This is a genomic window from Vagococcus fluvialis, assembly GCF_048815235.1.
In the GTDB taxonomy this organism is placed as follows: domain Bacteria; phylum Bacillota; class Bacilli; order Lactobacillales; family Vagococcaceae; genus Vagococcus.
The window spans coordinates 1-18430 of sequence record NZ_JBMEAO010000029.1 but is presented as its reverse complement, the minus strand read 5'-3'; the positions used below and the strand labels follow the sequence as shown (position 1 = coordinate 18430).

Below are 18430 nucleotides of genomic sequence, written 5' to 3'. Positions count from 1 at the left end.
ACGTTTAGCTCATTAATTAATTTAAAACTTGCTAGCGAATGTTATTCACTAAATATGGTTTGTTTTCACTTTCGTAAAAACGCCCTACACATTTGGTTTGTCTTACTTTGTTCAGTTTTCAAAGATCTATTCTTTAGCTGCCGTAGCAACTTTTTAATAATATCAAACTTGCTAATGTTTGTCAACAAGTTTTTTAATTATTTTTTAAATCGTTTTGTTTGCTTGTTAACTGCTTGTTATCAGGCAACTTCAAAATAATAACATGTTTTAATATTGTTTGTCAACAACTTTCAAAATGTTTTTTTATTTTTGTTTGTCCCTCTTTTTTTACAAGAACATTTAGTAATATACTACTTTTTTAAAAAATTGTAAACATCTTTTTAAAAATATTTTTTGTTGTTTCTTTTTTGGTACAATAGAATTATTAATAATAGAAGCGGAGGAAATATACAATGAAGATACTTGTTGTTGATGATGATAAAGAAATAGTTGAATTATTAAGTATTTATGTAAAAAATGAAGGCTATGAAGTGGTAAAAGCTTACGATGGTAAACAAGCTCTAGAAAAGATTTCAGCTCATCCAGATATTGATTTAATGATTCTTGATATTATGATGCCTGAAATGGATGGAATGGAGGTCGTTAAAGAATTACGTAAAGAATCTCAAATTCCTATTATTATGCTAACAGCTAAAACAACGGATATGGATAAAATCCAAGGTTTAATTGCTGGAGCTGATGATTATGTTACCAAACCATTTAATCCTCTTGAAATAATGGCTAGAGTTAAATCACTATTACGTCGTACGAATATGAAGGTACAACCAGACGTTCCTGACGTTTTAGAAATTGGTCCTCTAGTTATCAAGAAAAATTCTCATGAAGTTATGACAGATAAAGGTGTTAGTATTCAATTAACTGCGTTAGAGTTTGGTATTCTACATCTTTTAGCAAGTCATCCTAATCATGTTTTTAGTGCTGATGAAATCTTTGAGCGCGTTTGGCAACAGGAAAGTTTAGTATCTGCAAAAACTGTTATGGTTCATGTAAGTCACTTACGAGACAAAATTGAAGAAGCCACGAATGGTGAAAAAGTGATCCAAACAGTTTGGGGTGTTGGCTATAAAATCGAAAGCTGATAACAAAACCTATACTCGTGTTCGTCTGACATCTAAAGAAAAAAGTGAACTACTTATAGAAGGTTTAGTTACTATTATCCTTCTAATTCTCTTAAATCTTGCTATGTATATGATTTTAGTTCAAATCATTCAGTCTAGTGTTTCTATAGAAACTTTAGTTCATTCTCTGGTTCCCTCGTTTTATGAGAGTTTCTATAGTCCAGAAGCCATGATTTGGAAAAAACCAATTTTTGCTTTAATGGCAATCATTGATATCGGTATTCTTTATTGGCGTTTAGTACGTCGATATAAACAAATGCAACAGCGCCACATTATTAGTGAACTTCATTATATTTCTAGTGGACACTATGATCACCGGATTCCTTTTGATTTAGGTGGCGATCTTGGAAAATTAATCACTAGTATTAACGCCCTTGTTGATAGTACTGTTGAAGCTATCGAGGAAGAACGACGTATCGAACAATCTAAAGACGAATTAATAACTAATGTGAGTCACGACATTCGAACGCCCTTAACTTCAATCATCGGTTATCTGGGTTTAATAGAAGAAAAAAAATATTCTAATGAAGAAGAGTTACTCAAATATACTCACACAGCCTATTTAAAAGCGAAGCAAATGAAGCTTTTAGTAGATGATTTATTTGAATACACTAAAGTGAGACAATCAAATACACCACTATCACTAGTGACCTTTGATATGCAGCAATTAATTGCTCAAATTGTGGTTGATTTTGAATTAGATGCTCAGAAAAAAGAAGTTTCCATTGATTTTGAAGCAAAACCTAGTTCTCTTCTAATGGAAGGAGATACTGAAAAACTAGTTCGTGTCTTTGATAACCTTCTAACTAATGCCTTAAAATATGGGACAGATGGTACTAAAATACTTATTTCATCTGAACAAGTAGCTGATGAGGTCATTATCACAGTAAAAAATAATGGAAAAGAAATACCTAAAGAATCTTTAGATCTTCTTTTTGATCGTTTTTACCGTGTTGAAGAGTCTCGTTCTCAACAAACAGGTGGTACTGGATTAGGTTTAGCCATTGCCCAAAGTATTGTTGACTTACACCAAGGTCAGATATACGCCACATCTGAAAATGGTTGGACTTCTTTTATCATCCACTTACCCATTCATCATGTTGAAATACCAACTAACTAAGGAGCCTAGTCATTTGCTTTGGCTCCTTTTTTTTGTTAAATTTTAATAGACATTCTTTACTATAAAAAGAAAGAAAGGAATTCTTTTATGAAACAAATGAAATGTCGGCTATCTAGAGTGATTATTTGGACTTTTATTATTTTTACCCTTTTCTCTCCTCTAAAAGCCCAGGCATTGGAAAAACAATTTTCATTAGCAGCCAAATCAGCTATTGCAGTTGATGCGAACAGTGGCAAAATACTGTATACCCAAAACAGTGATGAAGTACTCGCTATTGCTTCTATTACCAAATTATTATCTATTTACTTAGTCTATGAACAAATCGACAGTGGTAATTTATCTTGGGATGAACCATTACCTGTCAGTGACTATCAAAAAAAATTAAGCAAAGATCCCGATTTATCTAATATTCCTATTGAGGATGATATGCCTTATACAGTAGGAGACGCAGTAACGGCTTCTCTTATCTCCTCTGCTAATTCATTAACTTCTGCTTTAGCAGAACGTATTGCAGGTTCGGAAGTAGCCTTTGTTGAAATGATGCACGAACAATTAGAGGATTGGGGCATTACAGATGCTCTTTTAGTATCTGCCTCTGGTTTAAGTAATGAATATATACAAGGTAAATATTATGGGAACACTAAAGAAGAAGACGAAAATATGATGAGTGCTAAAGATGTTGCTATTATTGCTCAACACTTAATTACAGATTATCCTGAAATATTAGATATTTCGTCTCAACCTAGCACTGAACTTTTCAAAGGAACAGATCAAGCTTTTACCATTTGGAATTCAAACGATATGCTTCCTGGTTTTGATTATGAAACACCACATGTAATGGGGCTAAAAACAGGTACTTCTCCTTTAGCTGAAGCGTGTTTTGCTGGGTTAATTGAAAAAGATGGGACTCAGATTATTACAGTTATCTTAGGAGTTGACGAAGAACATAATCGTTTTGAAGAAACCTCACACTTGATTGACTATCTCAATAAAGAATGGACTTATACCAGTGTTCTGAAAAAAGGTGATAGTCCTAGTGTTGCTTCTATTGAAACTAAAAACTCAAAATATAAAACTGTTCCTTTAATGGTTACGGAAGATGTCGTGATTTGGGTTAAAAATAATGATGACATTGAACTAACATTTAAAGAAACATCTGATCAGATCACTAAAAATGGAAAGTTAGCAGCTCCGGTGAGTAAAGAATCCATTATAGGTGAACAATTTGTTACTAATAAAAGTGATTCTCTTGGTTATCTAGATTCTTCTATTCATAAAGAACCTGGTATTCCAGTTACTTTAAAAAAAGATTTAGAGAAAGATAATATTTTTACCATTGCTTGGTATCGAATAACAGGTAAATCTTAATTTGACAGAGTAAAAAAAAGTAGCTATACTCTACTTAATATAAAATGTCGAAAGATTAGTACTAAATTTTGTTGTTTTAGAGAGTTGACGTTTGGTGAAAGTCAATACAATAACTTTAGGAATCCACTTTCATAAGACGTGTAACGAAAACACTAGTTGATTAAGTTACGCCGGCAAGTAAAGACCGTTATTCTTACACTTAATGAAGGCACATTTGTGCAAAATTATGGGTGGTACCGCGAAATTCAACCTCTTCGCCCCAAAAGAGCTGGTCTCTTTTGGGGTGGAGAGGTTTTTTATTTTTATTATTATAAGGAGGAATAGAAATGTTAGATGTAAAATTTATTAGACAGAATATTGATGAAGTCAAAGAAAAATTAATGACTCGTGGTGTCAACGAAGAGGTATTAAATGAGTTTGTGGTTCTTGACCAAGAAAGACGTAACCATTTAGTTAAAGTAGAGACTTTAAAGAAAACACGTAATGACGTATCTCAAGAAATCGCTACTTTAAAACGTAACAAAGAAAATGCTGACGATAAGATTCTAGAAATGAAAGAAGTTGGCGAAACGATTAAAGGTTTAGATGAAGAAATTCGTGTTATTGACGAAAAATTACAAACAATCTCTCATACATTACCTAACTTACCTCATACTGATGTTCCAGTTGGTGCTGATGAAGAGGATAATGTTGAAGTGAAACGTTGGTCAACTCCTAAACAATTTGATTTTGAGCCTAAACCACATTGGGAAGTAGCTGAAGACTTAGGTATTTTAGATTTTGAACGTGGTGCCAAAGTATCTGGTAGTCGTTTTGTCTTCTACAAAGGATTAGGGGCTCGTTTAGAAAGAGCTATCTACAACTTAATGTTAGATACTCATGTTTATGAGCATGGCTATACTGAAATGATGACACCTTACATTGTTAACGAAACATCAATGTTTGGTACGGGACAATTTCCTAAATTTAAAGAAGATGTTTTCCAAATTGAAGATAGTAACTATACGCTAATTCCAACGGCTGAAGTTCCTTTAACGAACTACTATCGTGATGAAATTTTAGCTCCTGAACAATTACCAGTTTACTTTACAGCTCTAAGTCCATCATTCCGTTCTGAAGCAGGAAGTGCCGGACGAGACACACGAGGTTTAATTCGTTTACACCAGTTCAATAAAGTTGAGATGGTTAAATTAAGTCATCCAGAAACATCTTACGACGAATTAGAAAAAATGACTGGAAATGCTGAAGCTATTTTAGAAAAACTAAATTTACCATACCGTACAATTACTTTATGTACAGGTGACATGGGATTCTCTGCTGCTAAAACTTATGACATTGAAGTTTGGATTCCAGCTCAAGATACTTACCGTGAAATCAGTTCTTGTTCAAACTGTGAGGACTTCCAAGCAAGACGTGCTAAAATTCGTTTCCGTAACGAAGAAGGTAAGACAGATTATGTTCATACCTTAAATGGTTCTGGTTTAGCTGTTGGTCGTACAGTCGCTGCTATTTTAGAAAACTATCAAAATGAAGACGGTAGTGTTACTATCCCTGAAGTACTTGTTCCTTACATGGGCGGTTTAACAACTATTACTAAATAAATTAAAAGGAACAAAATCAAAATTGATTTTGTTCCTTTTTTTGGTGAAGAGTATAGTATTAATCTTTATAAGATAAGTAACCAAATATGCTAAAAAGTTTTTATAACAAAAAAATTACATCTTAACACTATTCCACATATTTTTATTGACTATTTCAAACTTATTTTTTATAAAAAATAAATAAGACATCCTGCTAATATCAATATAAATACTAATTCCAAAATCATTTCTGATAATTTTGATTTATAGCTTGAAAATGTATTTCCACTACGATGTTCTTTCGGTAAAACTTCTGAAAGAATACCGATACATAAAATAATGATAACATTAATTATTAGGAGATGTTCTATTACAATTGATTTAGGACGAGGGGCTTGGATTACCTCCCACCCAAAATAAATATAAATAGACAATAATATTCCTCTTACAATTTTTATTTTTTTAATCTGTTTTATAGTCATTATTCTTACCTCTTAACCAAATCAATTATTTTTTATTATATCATATGACTCAACAAAACATTTCATTATGTTTAATTAATACTAACATAGCAAAATACATTTCATATTTGCCGAATATTTGACTATAACTTATAATAAATAAAAAAGAGGTATTTATTATGAATATTAAAAAATACAACGAAATAGCAACACTATTCTTGTTTCTAGTTTATATTTCAGTGATTATCAACTGGAATTACTATCCAATAGATATTATTCATTTGATAACTTATATTATTTTAGGGTTATCTCTAATAATAATATTTCTCTCAACTAGAATTATTTTTAATAAGAAAAAAGAAATATTTACTAGAATTGGTTTTAGTCTAGTTTTACTATGTACTATTTTCCCTCCCCTTTTTTCATTAGCAACATGGATGGGGTATATAATTAACAGTATCTAATTTTAAAAAGGAGAAATAAAATGAGTGTTATTAGCTTTGAAATTGAAAATGATATTAATTCTAGAGTAGATATGGATGAAAATTTATATGATTATATTTCCTCTTCCTTTTTTTGGATAACTTCTTTTTGGACAGATGGAAAAAAACGTTCGGGTATCGATATAGTTGGTGTTTCATTAATAAATGAAGATATTTCTAAATTAAAAGAAATCCTTTTATCTTGGGAGAATCTCTTTTACAATGCTCCTGAAATAATAAAGGTGATAGTAGGCTATGATGTATGTTCTAATTTGGAAATCACTGGTGAGATTGAAAAAAAAGAATGTTTATCTCAATTAAAAAAAATAGCTAATCTTTGTGATTTAGCTATTCTTCAAAAGAAAAATATCATTGTTTACGGGTTATAGAACTCATCACAAAGAATTCAACAAATACAAAAATAAGGAGTCAAAAATGAGATTTTCATTTTTGACTCCTTATTTTTTTTAGAGATGATCTAATCAAACTCTTTCTTTATTATGATTCAATTGAATAGTTTGGTGCTTCTTTTGTAATTTGAACGTCATGTGGATGAGACTCACGTAAACCAGCACCACTCATTTGAACAAATTGAGCATTGTCGCGTAACTCTTTTAAGTTACCAGCGCCAACATATCCCATACCAGCACGTAGTCCACCAATCATTTGGAAGACGATATCTTGAGCGCTACCTTTGTAAGCAACTCGTCCTTCGATACCTTCTGGAACTAATTTGTTTGCTTCATTCACTGAACTTTGGAAGTAACGGTCACTTGAACCTTTAGCCATAGCGCCTAAAGAACCCATTCCACGGTAAGTTTTGAAACGACGACCTTGGAAGATTTCAAATTCACCTGGAGACTCATCCGTTCCTGCTAACATTGAACCAAGCATTACAACATGTCCACCTGCTGCTAAAGCTTTAACGATATCTCCTGAGTACTTAATACCACCATCAGCAATAATAGCTTTTCTAAATTCACGAGCTACTCCTGCTGCATCATAAATAGCTGTTAATTGAGGTACCCCAACACCAGCAACAACACGAGTTGTACAAATCGATCCAGGACCAATTCCAACTTTAACAACGTCTACTCCAACTTCATAAAGAGCTCTAGCTCCTTCAGCTGTAGCAATGTTACCAGCAATAATAACAACATCTTTAAATGTATCTCGAATTTCTTTGATTTTACGAATAACCCCAGCACTATGGCCATGAGCTGTATCAATAATCAAAGCATCTACCCCAGCGTCGATTAAAGCTTCTGCACGTTCGAATGTATCACTTGTTACACCAACTGCTGCAGCTGCAAGTAAACGACCATGTTGGTCTTTTGCGGCATTCGGAAATTCAATTACTTTTTCAATATCTTTAATAGTAATTAAACCACTTAATTTTCCTTCTTCATCAACTATTGGTAATTTTTCTATTTTATGTTTTTGCAGTATTTTCTCTGCATCTTTTAATGAAGTACCAACTTCAGCTGTTACTAAATCTTCTTTGGTCATAACACCAGAGATTGGTTGATTGTAATCAGAAATAAATCTTAAATCACGGTTTGTTAAAATACCAACTAGTTTTCTATTTTCTAACGTTTCCACAATTGGAACGCCACTGATTCGGTATGTTGCCATCAAGTTTTCTGCTTCAGCGACTAAACTTTCTGGTGTTAAGAAAAATGGATCAATGATAACGCCACTTTCAGAACGTTTTACCTTTCTCACTTCATCAGCTTGTTGCTCAATCGACATATTTTTGTGGATTACCCCTAGTCCACCTTGTCTAGCCATAGCAATTGCCATTTTACTGTCAGTAACAGTATCCATGCTAGCACTCATAATTGGAATATTTAGTTTTAAATTGGGCGCAAGCTCCACCGATAAATCCACATCATTTGGTAATACGTGGCTTTCCGCTGGAATTAATAAGACGTCATCAAATGTAAAACCTTTTCTTGAAAATTTTGTTTCCCAATTTGTCATTAGAAAATAGCACTCCCTTATTTTTATTTTATTTACAAACTTACCAAAAAAAAGTAGGTTCGTCAATTGATTGAGTTAATAAAAAAAACAAGATGGGGAAAAACTTACCTTACTCTTAGAATTTAAGCGTAAAGTAACGTTTTTCTCATCTTGCTCTTCCTAATAACGACGACTAAACATCGCACCTTGGAAATTATATTTTTTCTTCAACCAATAACGTAAGCCAAATGTTGCAGCTCCCATTACTAAAGTGATTGTTGGATTTAATACTGGGTTGATAGCTACTGGTAAGAAAGCTGATACACCCATTACTAAAAACCACGGTAAGAAACTCACTGCCATAATTCCACCTGTTTTTAATACTCCTGGACGTTTACTTTGGTCAGCTCCTGGCTCATCGTAAACATAAATGTATTTATAAATTAAGTAGAATGAGAAGGCTCCAGAGATACCTCCTAAAATTAAAGATGTAATTCCTTGGGCACTAGCAGTTCCATTTTTTGAAAATAGGCTAAATAAAGAAGTGATAACTGCTAACATAGTAAATAACATTAAGAAGTTATCTAACATAATTGTTTTAAAAGACATTTCTCTTGGTGGTTCTGGCGCATTTAAAATGTGATCAATGGCTTCTGTTGGTGTTCCAAACAATTGTTTAGCTGTCACACCTGTTTTTTGTCCTTCAACTAGTTGTGTTAGCATATCATTCATCGCTAATACTTTTTTCTCTTCAGAAATGTCGCTTCCTTCTAAAGCTTTGTTTAAGTCAAAAATAAATTGGTCATTCTTTTTCGTTAGTTGCGGCATTAATTCACGATTTTGAGCCACTTTTTGTTGTAGTTCTTCTCTTGATTCTTCCACTTGTCTCACCTTTATTTTCTAATTTTAAACGTTAAATCTAAACAACATAACGTCGCCATCTTTAACGATATATTCTTTTCCTTCAGAACGAACACGACCAGCTTCTTTAGCTGCAGACATACTACCATGCTCTTTTAAGTCATCATAAGAAACAGTTTCCGCACGAATAAATCCGCGTTCAAAGTCAGTATGGATAACTCCAGCACATTCAGGTGCTTTCATGCCAACTTTAAATGTCCAAGCTCTTACTTCCTGCTCTCCAGCAGTAAAATAAGTTGCTTGTCCTAATAAATAATATGACGCTCTAATTAGTAAATCTAATCCTGATTCTTCGATACCTAAAGCTTCTAAGAAATCTTGTTTGTCTTCATCATCTAATTCAGCAATCTCTTCTTCAGCACGAGCACAAACAGTGATAACTTCTGCATTTTCTTCTGCAGCAAATTTTTTCACTTGTTGAACATACTCGTTACCTTCAACATCAGCCACTTCGTCTTCTGCAACGTTAGCTACATAAAGAACCGGTTTTGTTGTTAAAAGGAATAATCCTTTAACGATTGGTAACTCATCATCTGAAAATTCAATTGTTCTTGCTGATTTACCTTCTTCAAGAACTGGTTTGATTTTTTCTAAAACAGCTAATTCAGCAACGGCTTCTTTATCTTTAGTTTTAGCAATCTTAGCAACACGGCTCATGCGTTTATCTACAGACTCTAAATCTGCAAAAATTAATTCTAAGTTAATGATTTCAATATCTTCTAAAGGATTAACACGTCCTTCAACGTGAGTAATGTTTTCGTCATCAAAACAACGAACTACATGACAAATAGCGTCTACTTGGCGAATGTTACTTAAGAATTTATTTCCTAATCCTTCACCTTTACTTGCACCCTTTACAATCCCTGCGATGTCTGTAAATTCAAATGTTGCTGGAACTGTTTTTTTAGGTTTTACTAATTTAGTTAATTCATTTAAACGCTCATCTGGTACTTCTACCATTCCTACGTTTGGGTCAATTGTTGCGAAAGGATAGTTTGCTGCTTCTACTCCTGCTTTTGTAATCGCGTTAAATAGGGTTGATTTACCAACGTTTGGTAAACCTACAATACCTGCTGTTAAAGCCATTTTATTACCACTCTTTCTTTAGTTATCTTGGTTCTTTTTTTCTAACACTTTTTTCATCTTTTTAGTAAACTCTTTACGAGGCATCATCACAATATGTTGACAATTGACACATTTGATTTTTATATCCATTCCCATACGAGTAACTTCCCAACGATTTGTTTGGCACGCATGAGGTTTTTTCATCTCAACGATATCACCTAAATCAAACATATAAACACCTTCCTTTACTCTTCTTGCACATGCTATATAGTAACATAAATTACTCTCTATTAGTTGATGTATTCTTAATTTATTTTCTATAAATAATCGAAAAGATAAGTATCTCTCAAGCCTATTTTTTAAGAGATACTTATTTGATTAATCATCAAATTGAATGTCTAAAATATCTAAAATTCGAGTTAAATCTGATTGAGATAAATATTCGATTTCAATTTTACCTTTACCGTTTTTCTCTTGAATCGCAACACTTGTTCCAAACTTATCCATTAAACGATCTTCACTTGTTTGAATGTAATAAGGTTTAGGTGTTATTTGCTTCGCTTTTTTCGGCGTTTTTAATTGTTTATCATTCATGTCAGAAACAATTTGTTCTAATTGACGAACTGTTAAACCTTCTTTTAACACGCGATTAGCCAATGGAATAATATCTTTTTCATCTTTTAAGCCTAATAAAGTTCTTGCTTGTCCCATAGACAATTGCTCTTTTTGAACTAAGTCTTTAACAATTTGAGGTAACGTTAATAGTCTTAAATAATTCGCAATATAAGGGCGACTTTTCCCTAATTGTTCAGCTAATTCGACTTGTGTTAACTTCAGATTCTTCATTAGCATTTCATAAGCTTCTGCTTCTTCCATTGGACTCAAGTCTTCACGTTGTAAGTTCTCTAGAACAGCAATTTGCATCATTCTTGCTTCATCAAATTCTCTAACAATCGCAGGAACTGTTTTTTTTCCAGCTAATTTAGAGGCTCTAAAACGGCGTTCACCAGCGATAATTTCATATCCTTTAATAGTCGATTTTCTAACAATAATGGGTTGGAAAACCCCTGATTGTTTGATTGATTCTGATAATTCTTTTAATGCATGTTCATCAAATGTTTTTCTTGGTTGATACGGATTTGGACGTAACTCTTCTAATGGAATTTCCATAACTATGTCTTTTTTTTCATCTACTTCTTCAATATCTGAAAAATCTTTGAACAATGCATCAATTCCTCGGCCTAACCCTTTATTAGTCTTGCTCACGATTCATCACTTCCTTTGCTAAAGCATGATAGTTCTCTGCACCTTTTGATTTTGGATCATAATCAATAATCGATTTTCCATGACTTGGCGCTTCTGATAGTCTAACGTTTCTTGGAATAATCGTGTCATATACACGTTCTCTAAAATACTTTCTTACTTCTTCTACTACTTCAGAACCTAAGTTAGTTCTAGCATCATACATCGTTAGTAGCACACCTTCAATGCGTAAATCTGGATTAAAATGTTTTTGTACTAAACGAATCGTATTAAGTAATTGACTAAGACCTTCAAGTGCATAGTACTCGCATTGAACAGGAATTAAGATAGAATCACTTGCTGAAAAAGAATTAATTGTTAAATGCCCTAAAGATGGTGGACAATCGATTAAAATAAAATCATATTCGTCAATAACATCTTTTAAAGCTAATTTCAAACGTGATTCTCTAGCCATCATTGAGGTTAACTCAATTTCAGCTCCTGATAATTGAATCGTTGCTGGTGCAATTTCTAATCTCTCACGAGCGGTTTGTTGAATCACTTCTTTAATAGGAACTTCATTTACTAATACATCATAAATATCATTTGTGACATCTGATTTTTTGATACCAATTCCACTTGTCGCGTTTCCTTGAGCATCCATATCAATCAGTAAAACACGTTTGCCTGCATCTGCTAAACAAGCGCCTAAATTGACGGTAGTTGTTGTTTTACCAACTCCACCTTTTTGGTTTGCAACTGAGATTACCCGTGCCATTATCTTTCCTCCAATGTGTTCCATTAACTTATCATTTAAACTAAAGGTTTTTTATTTGGTGTTCCTGGTTTTCTTGGATATTTATTAGGTGTTTCTTTTTTCTTATCAATTGCTACAATGTAACGTTTATCTTCACTAAATGGTAATGAAACTTCAGTCTCTTTGACTAATTTCCCACCTAAAATAGCAATTGCTTTTTTACCTTCTACTACTTCTTCTTCACTTTTAGCAGCTTTTAAAGCTAAAAACTGACCATTCTTTTTCACCAATGGTAAACAAAGTTCAGCTAAGACATTTAACCTAGCAACTGCTCTTGCTGTCACTAAATCATATTTTTCTCGATGAGCTTTATTTTGACCAAAAGTTTCTGCTCTATCATGATATAAATGAACATTTTCTAACTCTAAAGAATCACTTAATAATTTCAAAAAGTTAATACGTTTATTTAACGAATCAACAATTGATACCTCTAAATTAGGATAAACTATCTTTAACGGGATACTTGGAAACCCAGCTCCTGCTCCTACATCACATAAAGAATAATTTTCTTTACTCAAATCAATCGTAGTTGCTAAGGTGATTGAATCATAGAAATGTTTTAAGTAAACTTCTTCTAATTCAGTAATAGCTGTTAAGTTAATTTTTTGATTCCATTCTACTAATAGTTCATAATAAATATTAAATTGATTCATTTGTTTTTCAGATAATTCAATGCCTATTTTGGCTAATTCTTGTTTAAAAATTTCTGGTTTCATCTTTATTCTCCTTATTGTGAAACAAAAAAATGTTTCACAGATAACTCTACTTTAACGCAAAAAAACAAAATATTCAATGAATATCCTTCATAATAAACAGAAAAAGATGTTTCATGTGAAACATTTTAATGTGTTACACAAAAAGAAAGGTTTAACTTAATATGAAAAAACAAACATTTATTGTCTCTGAAAATATTCCTACAGTGGAGGAATACCTATATTTAAGGAAAATGGGCGGTTTATCTGCTAAAAGTATCGAAGGAGCTAAGGTTGGATTAAGTAATAGTTACTTTGCTATTACAGTTAGAGAAGACGATCAATTAATTGCTATGGGACGAATTGTTGGAGATGGCGGTACTGTCTTTCAATTAGTCGATATCGTAGTAGAACCTTCTTATCAAGGTCGTGGACTAGGAAAACTTGTGATGGAACACCTAATGACTTATGTTAAGGAAACTATTGACCCACAAGCCTATGTTAATTTAATTGCTGATGGAAAAGCTAAAGATTTGTATGCACAATATGGATTTATTGAGACATTGCCTAATAGTTGTGGCATGTTTTATAAAAGATAATGCTTCATATCGAAAGGAGATTCCTTATGACAGATAATATAGAAGATATAAACTATACCTACGTTTCAGGAACCATTGATAATCAAGGAACCCAACAAAAAGAAACCTTGATTTTTTTGATAAATATCGTTAACTCTTTACATGGAACTGATAAACACGAAGAGCTACGTATCGCTACAATCGATCCTATTAACTTTGCTAGCCCTTATATTTATGATTTAACCACCCTCATTACAATTGAAATCTTTATTAATGATTTTTCTCACAAAAAAATCTACTTAACTAAAGACATATCTAAAGAGACATTTATTAAAACAATTAACAACGTCATTGAAGAAAGAAAAGGAAAATTTTAGATATAGTTGATTAATACAAATAAAACAAGGCTTATCACTAAGCCTTGTTTTCATCTCTTTTCGCTATCTTACCTTGTTCGATATATACCATTAAGATACTAATATCAGCTGGGTTTACACCACTAATACGACTGGCTTGTGCAATCGTTTCTGGTCTGATTTTTTCTAGCTTTTGAACTGCTTCTGTTGCTAAACTATTAACTTGAGTGTAGTCAATATTAGCTGGGATTTTTTTAGCTTCCATACGTTTTAATTTATCCACTTTGTCATTTGCTTTTTTGATATAACCAGCATACTTAGCTTGGATTTCAACTTGTTCGTAGACATAACGTGGTACCGCTACTTCTGGTGTTTCAACGAACTTAGCAATATCTAAGTAATTTAACTCAGGACGGCGTAATAAATCTGCTGCTAAGATGCCATCTTTTAAAGCAGCACTATTTTTAGTAGCTAAATAGTCTTGTAACTCTTGAGTTGGTTTTAAACGTGTTTTTTCTAAACGTTTCATCTCTGCTTCAATCATTGATTTTTTCATTTCATACTCATTAAAACGTTCGTCACTAACAAGTCCAATATTATGACCAACTTCTGTTAATCGTAAATCAGCATTATCATGACGTAATAATAAACGGTACTCCGCGCGGGACGTTAATAGACGGTAAGGTTCGTTAGTTCCTTTAGTTACTAAGTCATCAATTAACACACCAATATAAGCGTCACTACGTTTTAATACTAATGGTTCTTTACCTTGGATTTTTAACGAAGCGTTAATTCCTGCAATTAACCCTTGGCAAGCAGCTTCTTCATAGCCAGACGTTCCATTCGTTTGACCTGCTGTATAAAGACCTGCAATTTTCATTGTTTCAAGCGTTGGGCGTAATTGATGTGGTACGACAACATCATACTCAATCGCATAACCACTACGCATAACTTCAGCATTTTCAAGACCTGCCACACTATGAATCATCTCATGTTGTACATCTTCTGGTAAAGAAGTTGAAAGACCTTGAACATACACTTCCTCTGTATTGGCTCCTTCTGGCTCTAAGAAGATTTGGTGACGTGGTTTATCACTAAAACGTACCACTTTATCTTCAATAGATGGGCAATAACGAGCTCCCACACCTTCAACAATTCCTGTAAACATTGGTGCACGGTGTAGATTTTCACGAATCACATCATGAGTATCTAAATTAGTATAAGTTAACCAACAAGGCAATTGCTCTGATTTATAAGCTTCATCTGACGTTTCAAAACTGAAATGATTTGGTGTCTCATCTCCTGGTTGAATCTCAGTTACTTCATAGTTAATTGAGCTTGATTTAACACGTGGTGGTGTTCCTGTTTTAAAACGATCAATCTCTAAACCTAATTCTTTTAAGTTATCAGCTAAGCCGATTGCTGGTAAAGAATTATTAGGTCCTGAAGAGTATTTTAAATCGCCAATAATAATTTCTCCACGTAGAGCTGTACCTGCAGTAATAATAACTGCTTTACTGAAGAATTGAGTTCCTGTGCTGATTTGAACCCCTTTTACTACGTCATCTTCAACAATTAATTTCTCAACAATTCCTTGTCTTAAATCTAAGTTTTCAGTATTTTCTAAAGTTTTCTTCATCTCATTTTGGTACTCAAACTTATCAGCTTGAGCACGCAAAGCTCTTACTGCAGGTCCTTTACCTGTGTTTAGCATACGCATTTGAATATAAGTTTTATCAATATTGCGACCCATCTCGCCACCTAGAGCATCAATCTCACGAACAACTACTCCTTTAGCTGGTCCACCAATAGACGGGTTACATGGCATAAAGCCAATAATATCTAAATTTAAAGTAACTAATAATGTTTTCATGCCCATACGTGCTGCAGCTAAAGAAGCTTCAGAACCTGCATGTCCACCACCGACAACGATGACATCGTATTGTTGTTTTTCCATATTTTTCTCTCCCACTATTTTCCTAAACAGAACTGACTAAATAACTGTGTAATTAACTCATCTTGAACGCTATCACCAATAATCTCACCTAATAAATCCCATGAACGAGTCATATCAATTTGGAGTAAATCAACTGGCATATCCATCTCTATGCCATTTAAGACTTCATCAAGAGCCATATTAGCTTGTTCTAAAAGAGCAATATGACGTGAATTAGAAATATAAGTAGCATCTTTTTCTTTCCCTGAGTTTGTAAAGAAAGTATCTTTTATACTTTGTTCTAGATTTTCAATGCCTTCACTTGATGTAACAGAAATAGATAGCACTGTTTCATTATTCAAATACGTCTCTAATTCTACTAAATCTAATTGTGTTGCTAAATCCATTTTGTTTAAAAGGATAATACGGTTCATCCCTTGAGTTAATTCAAGTAACTCTTTATCCATAGGTGTTAAGGCTTCACTTTGATTTAATACTAATAAAATTAAATCTGCTTCTTGTAAGGCTTTACGACTTCTTTCAACACCAATTTTTTCAACGATATCCTCTGTCTCACGAATACCTGCTGTATCTATTAATTTTAATGGGACTCCACGCACATTGACGTATTCTTCAATCACGTCCCGTGTCGTTCCTGCGATATCTGTCACAATTGCTTTATCTTCTTGAAGTAAATAATTTAAAAGACTTGATTTACCTACATTGGGACGACCAATGATTGCTGTTGATAATCCTTCTCTTAAAATCTTACCTTGCTTAGCAGTTAATAATAAATGATCAATGGATCCCTTTACTTCTTCTGCTTTTTCTTTCATTAATTGAGTTGTCATTTCTTCGACATCATCATACTCAGGGTAATCAATATTCACTTCAACCTGAGCTAATGCTTGTAAAATATGTTGACGTAAGTCTTTAATCATAATAGATAATTTGCCATCTAATTGATTTAACGCTAACTTCATTGATTCATCTGTTTTAGCTTGGATTAAATCCATTACCGCTTCTGCTTGAGATAAATCCATACGGCCATTTAAAAACGCTCTTTTGGTAAATTCTCCTGGTTCTGCTAGACGAGCTCCTTGTCTTAGTAACAACTGTAAAACTTGATTAGCAACAACCATTCCCCCATGACAGTTAATCTCAACAATATTTTCTCTTGTAAAGGTCTTAGGTGCTAACATAATAGAAAACATGACTTCATCTAACACACTATCTGTATCAGGATCTTTAATATGTCCATAGTGAATCGTATGACTAGCAACATCGACTAATTTTTTCTTAGTATAAGCGTTAACTTTATCGGCAATAGCAACTGCGTCATCTCCACTTAAACGGACAATACTTATAGCCCCTTCACCAGGTGGTGTTGAAATGGCTGCAATTGTATCAAATTCTTTTGTAATATTATTCATCTCTTTTTAGGTCCTTTCTAAAAAAATCCATATAAAAAAGTGCCTACTCCACCCTTTTTTGACAATTCAAAAAAAAGTGGATACGCACTTTGACTGCTATCCGTATTGTATTCATTAGAAATAATAGCACAAAGGAAGAATTTTGACAATTTTTATTCACTAAGAAAATAAACTTATTACTAAGATTTAAATAGAACAACTCCTTAAAAAAACATACATTATATAAATGTGGTATAATTGAAATAGAAGGGATTGATGCCATGTGTCTAAAATTATGATTGTAATAGGATCAATTATTGATTATCCCACAGTTCACGAGAAGCAAGTTGTTGGTGAGGTTCAAACTATCTTAGAGAATACTGTTGTTGTCAGAGATTCTGATGAAGACACTCACCTTGTATTAAAAAGTACCATTGAAGAAGATGGTTATTCAGTTGATGAAAAAACCAATGTTCAGAAAACAAGATTTACTAGAAGTTAGTGATTAGTAGCTAACATTCAAATAAAAATAGCCTTTGCCACTTATATTAAAGTATTTGGCAAAGGTTATTTTTTTATTTTAAATAAGATAATAACTGATCATTTAATTTTTTAGCTTCTACTTCTGATCCTGAAAAAAGAACCAACGTATCAGTTCCTGCGATTGTCCCTACAATCTCAGGTATCCCCTTCTCATCTAATTCTGCAGCAACAATATTAGCTTCTCCTAATGATGTTTTTAAAACGTTTAAAACTTGAACTTGAACAACACTACTAACATAGTCACTAAAAATCTCTTTTAGTTTGCTATCATCATTCTCTTCTTGTTTAGCTACTATGCCATATTTTATAACACCACTTGAATCGCTCACTTTTCTAATTCCTAGCTCATTTATATCCCTAGATATAGTCGCTTGAGTTACTTCTACTTTATTTTCATTCAGTTTTTTAACTAATTCTGTTTGGCTAGTTATTACTTCTTGAGAGATAATTTTCTTTATTAAAAAATGTCTTCCTTTTTTATTCATAAATACATTCTCCCTTGCATATTTATTACAAACTTATTATAACAAAAAAAAGGAGTATCAGCATCATATTATTCATTAACATATGATATGTTTAAATAAACGTTTGATAGCGTAAAATATTTTGTGTAAATAGAAATTTTAGGTAGATAAAAAGAAAGTCCATTCTGTAAAATTAAAGTTACCACAACCGAAATTTTATAGGAGGACTTTCTCATGACTAATTTTACTACAG

The 18430-nt window shown here is 32.8% G+C and carries 19 protein-coding genes and 1 other annotated feature; of the genes, 8 read left to right on the top strand and 11 right to left on the bottom strand.

All coding sequences use genetic code 11. From position 1 onward, the window contains the following. Nucleotides 1-452: 452 nt before the first annotated feature. From ACODH8_RS13990 to serS, 4 genes are all read left to right on the top strand, one after another. Nucleotides 453-1139, top strand: coding sequence for a response regulator transcription factor (locus ACODH8_RS13990; protein ID WP_332465602.1), 687 nt, complete (start codon nucleotides 453-455; stop codon nucleotides 1137-1139). Further along, a complete protein-coding gene (locus ACODH8_RS13985; protein ID WP_332465747.1) occupies nucleotides 1123-2298 on the top strand; it encodes a HAMP domain-containing sensor histidine kinase in 1176 nt (391 codons plus the stop codon). The genes ACODH8_RS13990 and ACODH8_RS13985 overlap by 17 nt, the downstream gene beginning before the upstream one ends. Nucleotides 2299-2385: 87 nt before the next feature. Then, the gene (locus ACODH8_RS13980) at nucleotides 2386-3666 is read left to right on the top strand and encodes a serine hydrolase (RefSeq protein ID WP_332465603.1); all 1281 of its coding nucleotides are present in this window, start codon (nucleotides 2386-2388) and stop codon (nucleotides 3664-3666) included. A gap of 41 nt (nucleotides 3667-3707) precedes the next feature. Further along, nucleotides 3708-3931, top strand: a binding site (T-box leader). A 61-nt stretch (nucleotides 3932-3992) separates the two neighbouring features. Continuing rightward, nucleotides 3993-5267 (top strand): serine--tRNA ligase, encoded by a 1275-nt coding sequence (gene serS, locus ACODH8_RS13975; RefSeq protein WP_332465604.1) that lies wholly within the window; start codon nucleotides 3993-3995, stop codon nucleotides 5265-5267. 167 nt (nucleotides 5268-5434) lie between these two features. Here the strand turns inward: serS and ACODH8_RS13970 are convergent, their stop codons facing one another. Next, on the bottom strand, nucleotides 5435-5728 hold the full coding sequence (locus ACODH8_RS13970; RefSeq protein ID WP_332465605.1) for a hypothetical protein: 294 nt from the start codon (nucleotides 5726-5728) through the stop codon (nucleotides 5435-5437). Nucleotides 5729-6191: 463 nt separating this feature from the next. Between ACODH8_RS13970 and ACODH8_RS13965 the strand changes: the two genes are divergently transcribed. Then, a complete protein-coding gene (locus ACODH8_RS13965; protein WP_332465606.1) occupies nucleotides 6192-6578 on the top strand; it encodes a hypothetical protein in 387 nt (128 codons plus the stop codon). 109 nt (nucleotides 6579-6687) lie between these two features. Here ACODH8_RS13965 and guaB read toward each other — a convergent pair whose 3' ends face one another. The 7 genes from guaB to rsmG form a co-directional block, all read right to left on the bottom strand. Beyond that, entirely contained in the window at nucleotides 6688-8172 is a 1485-nt protein-coding gene (guaB, locus tag ACODH8_RS13960; RefSeq protein WP_420517787.1) for an IMP dehydrogenase, read from the bottom strand. A 159-nt stretch (nucleotides 8173-8331) separates the two neighbouring features. Further along, nucleotides 8332-9033: a DUF1129 domain-containing protein gene (locus tag ACODH8_RS13955; RefSeq protein ID WP_332465608.1), complete on the bottom strand. Its 702-nt coding sequence runs from the start codon at nucleotides 9031-9033 to the stop codon at nucleotides 8332-8334. A 24-nt stretch (nucleotides 9034-9057) separates the two neighbouring features. Beyond that, nucleotides 9058-10158 (bottom strand): redox-regulated ATPase YchF, encoded by a 1101-nt coding sequence (gene ychF / locus ACODH8_RS13950; RefSeq protein ID WP_332465609.1) that lies wholly within the window; start codon nucleotides 10156-10158, stop codon nucleotides 9058-9060. 18 nt (nucleotides 10159-10176) lie between these two features. Continuing rightward, the gene (locus ACODH8_RS13945) at nucleotides 10177-10368 is read right to left on the bottom strand and encodes a DUF951 domain-containing protein (RefSeq protein WP_332465610.1); all 192 of its coding nucleotides are present in this window, start codon (nucleotides 10366-10368) and stop codon (nucleotides 10177-10179) included. Between the two features lie 147 nt (nucleotides 10369-10515). Then, nucleotides 10516-11403 (bottom strand): ParB/RepB/Spo0J family partition protein, encoded by an 888-nt coding sequence (locus ACODH8_RS13940; RefSeq protein WP_332465611.1) that lies wholly within the window; start codon nucleotides 11401-11403, stop codon nucleotides 10516-10518. Then, complete coding sequence (locus ACODH8_RS13935; protein WP_332465612.1) at nucleotides 11390-12157, bottom strand: AAA family ATPase; 768 nt, start codon at nucleotides 12155-12157, stop codon at nucleotides 11390-11392. The genes ACODH8_RS13940 and ACODH8_RS13935 overlap by 14 nt, the downstream gene beginning before the upstream one ends. A gap of 35 nt (nucleotides 12158-12192) precedes the next feature. Beyond that, a complete protein-coding gene (gene rsmG / locus ACODH8_RS13930) occupies nucleotides 12193-12912 on the bottom strand; it encodes a 16S rRNA (guanine(527)-N(7))-methyltransferase RsmG (RefSeq protein WP_332465613.1) in 720 nt (239 codons plus the stop codon). Between the two features lie 161 nt (nucleotides 12913-13073). On the opposite strand from rsmG, the gene ACODH8_RS13925 reads away from it, so the two are divergent. Together ACODH8_RS13925 and ACODH8_RS13920 are read left to right on the top strand one after the other, a co-directional pair. Continuing rightward, nucleotides 13074-13487 carry a GNAT family N-acetyltransferase gene (locus ACODH8_RS13925; protein ID WP_332465614.1) on the top strand — a complete coding sequence of 138 codons (414 nt, stop codon included), beginning with the start codon at nucleotides 13074-13076 and terminating at the stop codon, nucleotides 13485-13487. A 26-nt stretch (nucleotides 13488-13513) separates the two neighbouring features. Next, nucleotides 13514-13843 (top strand): hypothetical protein, encoded by a 330-nt coding sequence (locus ACODH8_RS13920; protein WP_332465615.1) that lies wholly within the window; start codon nucleotides 13514-13516, stop codon nucleotides 13841-13843. Nucleotides 13844-13880: 37 nt separating this feature from the next. Here ACODH8_RS13920 and mnmG read toward each other — a convergent pair whose 3' ends face one another. Together mnmG and mnmE are read right to left on the bottom strand one after the other, a co-directional pair. Beyond that, complete coding sequence (gene mnmG, locus ACODH8_RS13915) at nucleotides 13881-15779, bottom strand: tRNA uridine-5-carboxymethylaminomethyl(34) synthesis enzyme MnmG (protein ID WP_420517786.1); 1899 nt, start codon at nucleotides 15777-15779, stop codon at nucleotides 13881-13883. A gap of 14 nt (nucleotides 15780-15793) precedes the next feature. Then, on the bottom strand, nucleotides 15794-17191 hold the full coding sequence (gene mnmE, locus ACODH8_RS13910) for a tRNA uridine-5-carboxymethylaminomethyl(34) synthesis GTPase MnmE (protein ID WP_332465630.1): 1398 nt from the start codon (nucleotides 17189-17191) through the stop codon (nucleotides 15794-15796). A 274-nt stretch (nucleotides 17192-17465) separates the two neighbouring features. On the opposite strand from mnmE, the gene ACODH8_RS13905 reads away from it, so the two are divergent. After that, the gene (locus ACODH8_RS13905) at nucleotides 17466-17672 is read left to right on the top strand and encodes a hypothetical protein (protein WP_332465631.1); all 207 of its coding nucleotides are present in this window, start codon (nucleotides 17466-17468) and stop codon (nucleotides 17670-17672) included. Nucleotides 17673-17745: 73 nt separating this feature from the next. Here the strand turns inward: ACODH8_RS13905 and argR are convergent, their stop codons facing one another. After that, nucleotides 17746-18198 carry an arginine repressor gene (argR, locus tag ACODH8_RS13900; protein WP_332465632.1) on the bottom strand — a complete coding sequence of 151 codons (453 nt, stop codon included), beginning with the start codon at nucleotides 18196-18198 and terminating at the stop codon, nucleotides 17746-17748. Between the last annotated feature and the right edge of the window lie 232 nt (nucleotides 18199-18430).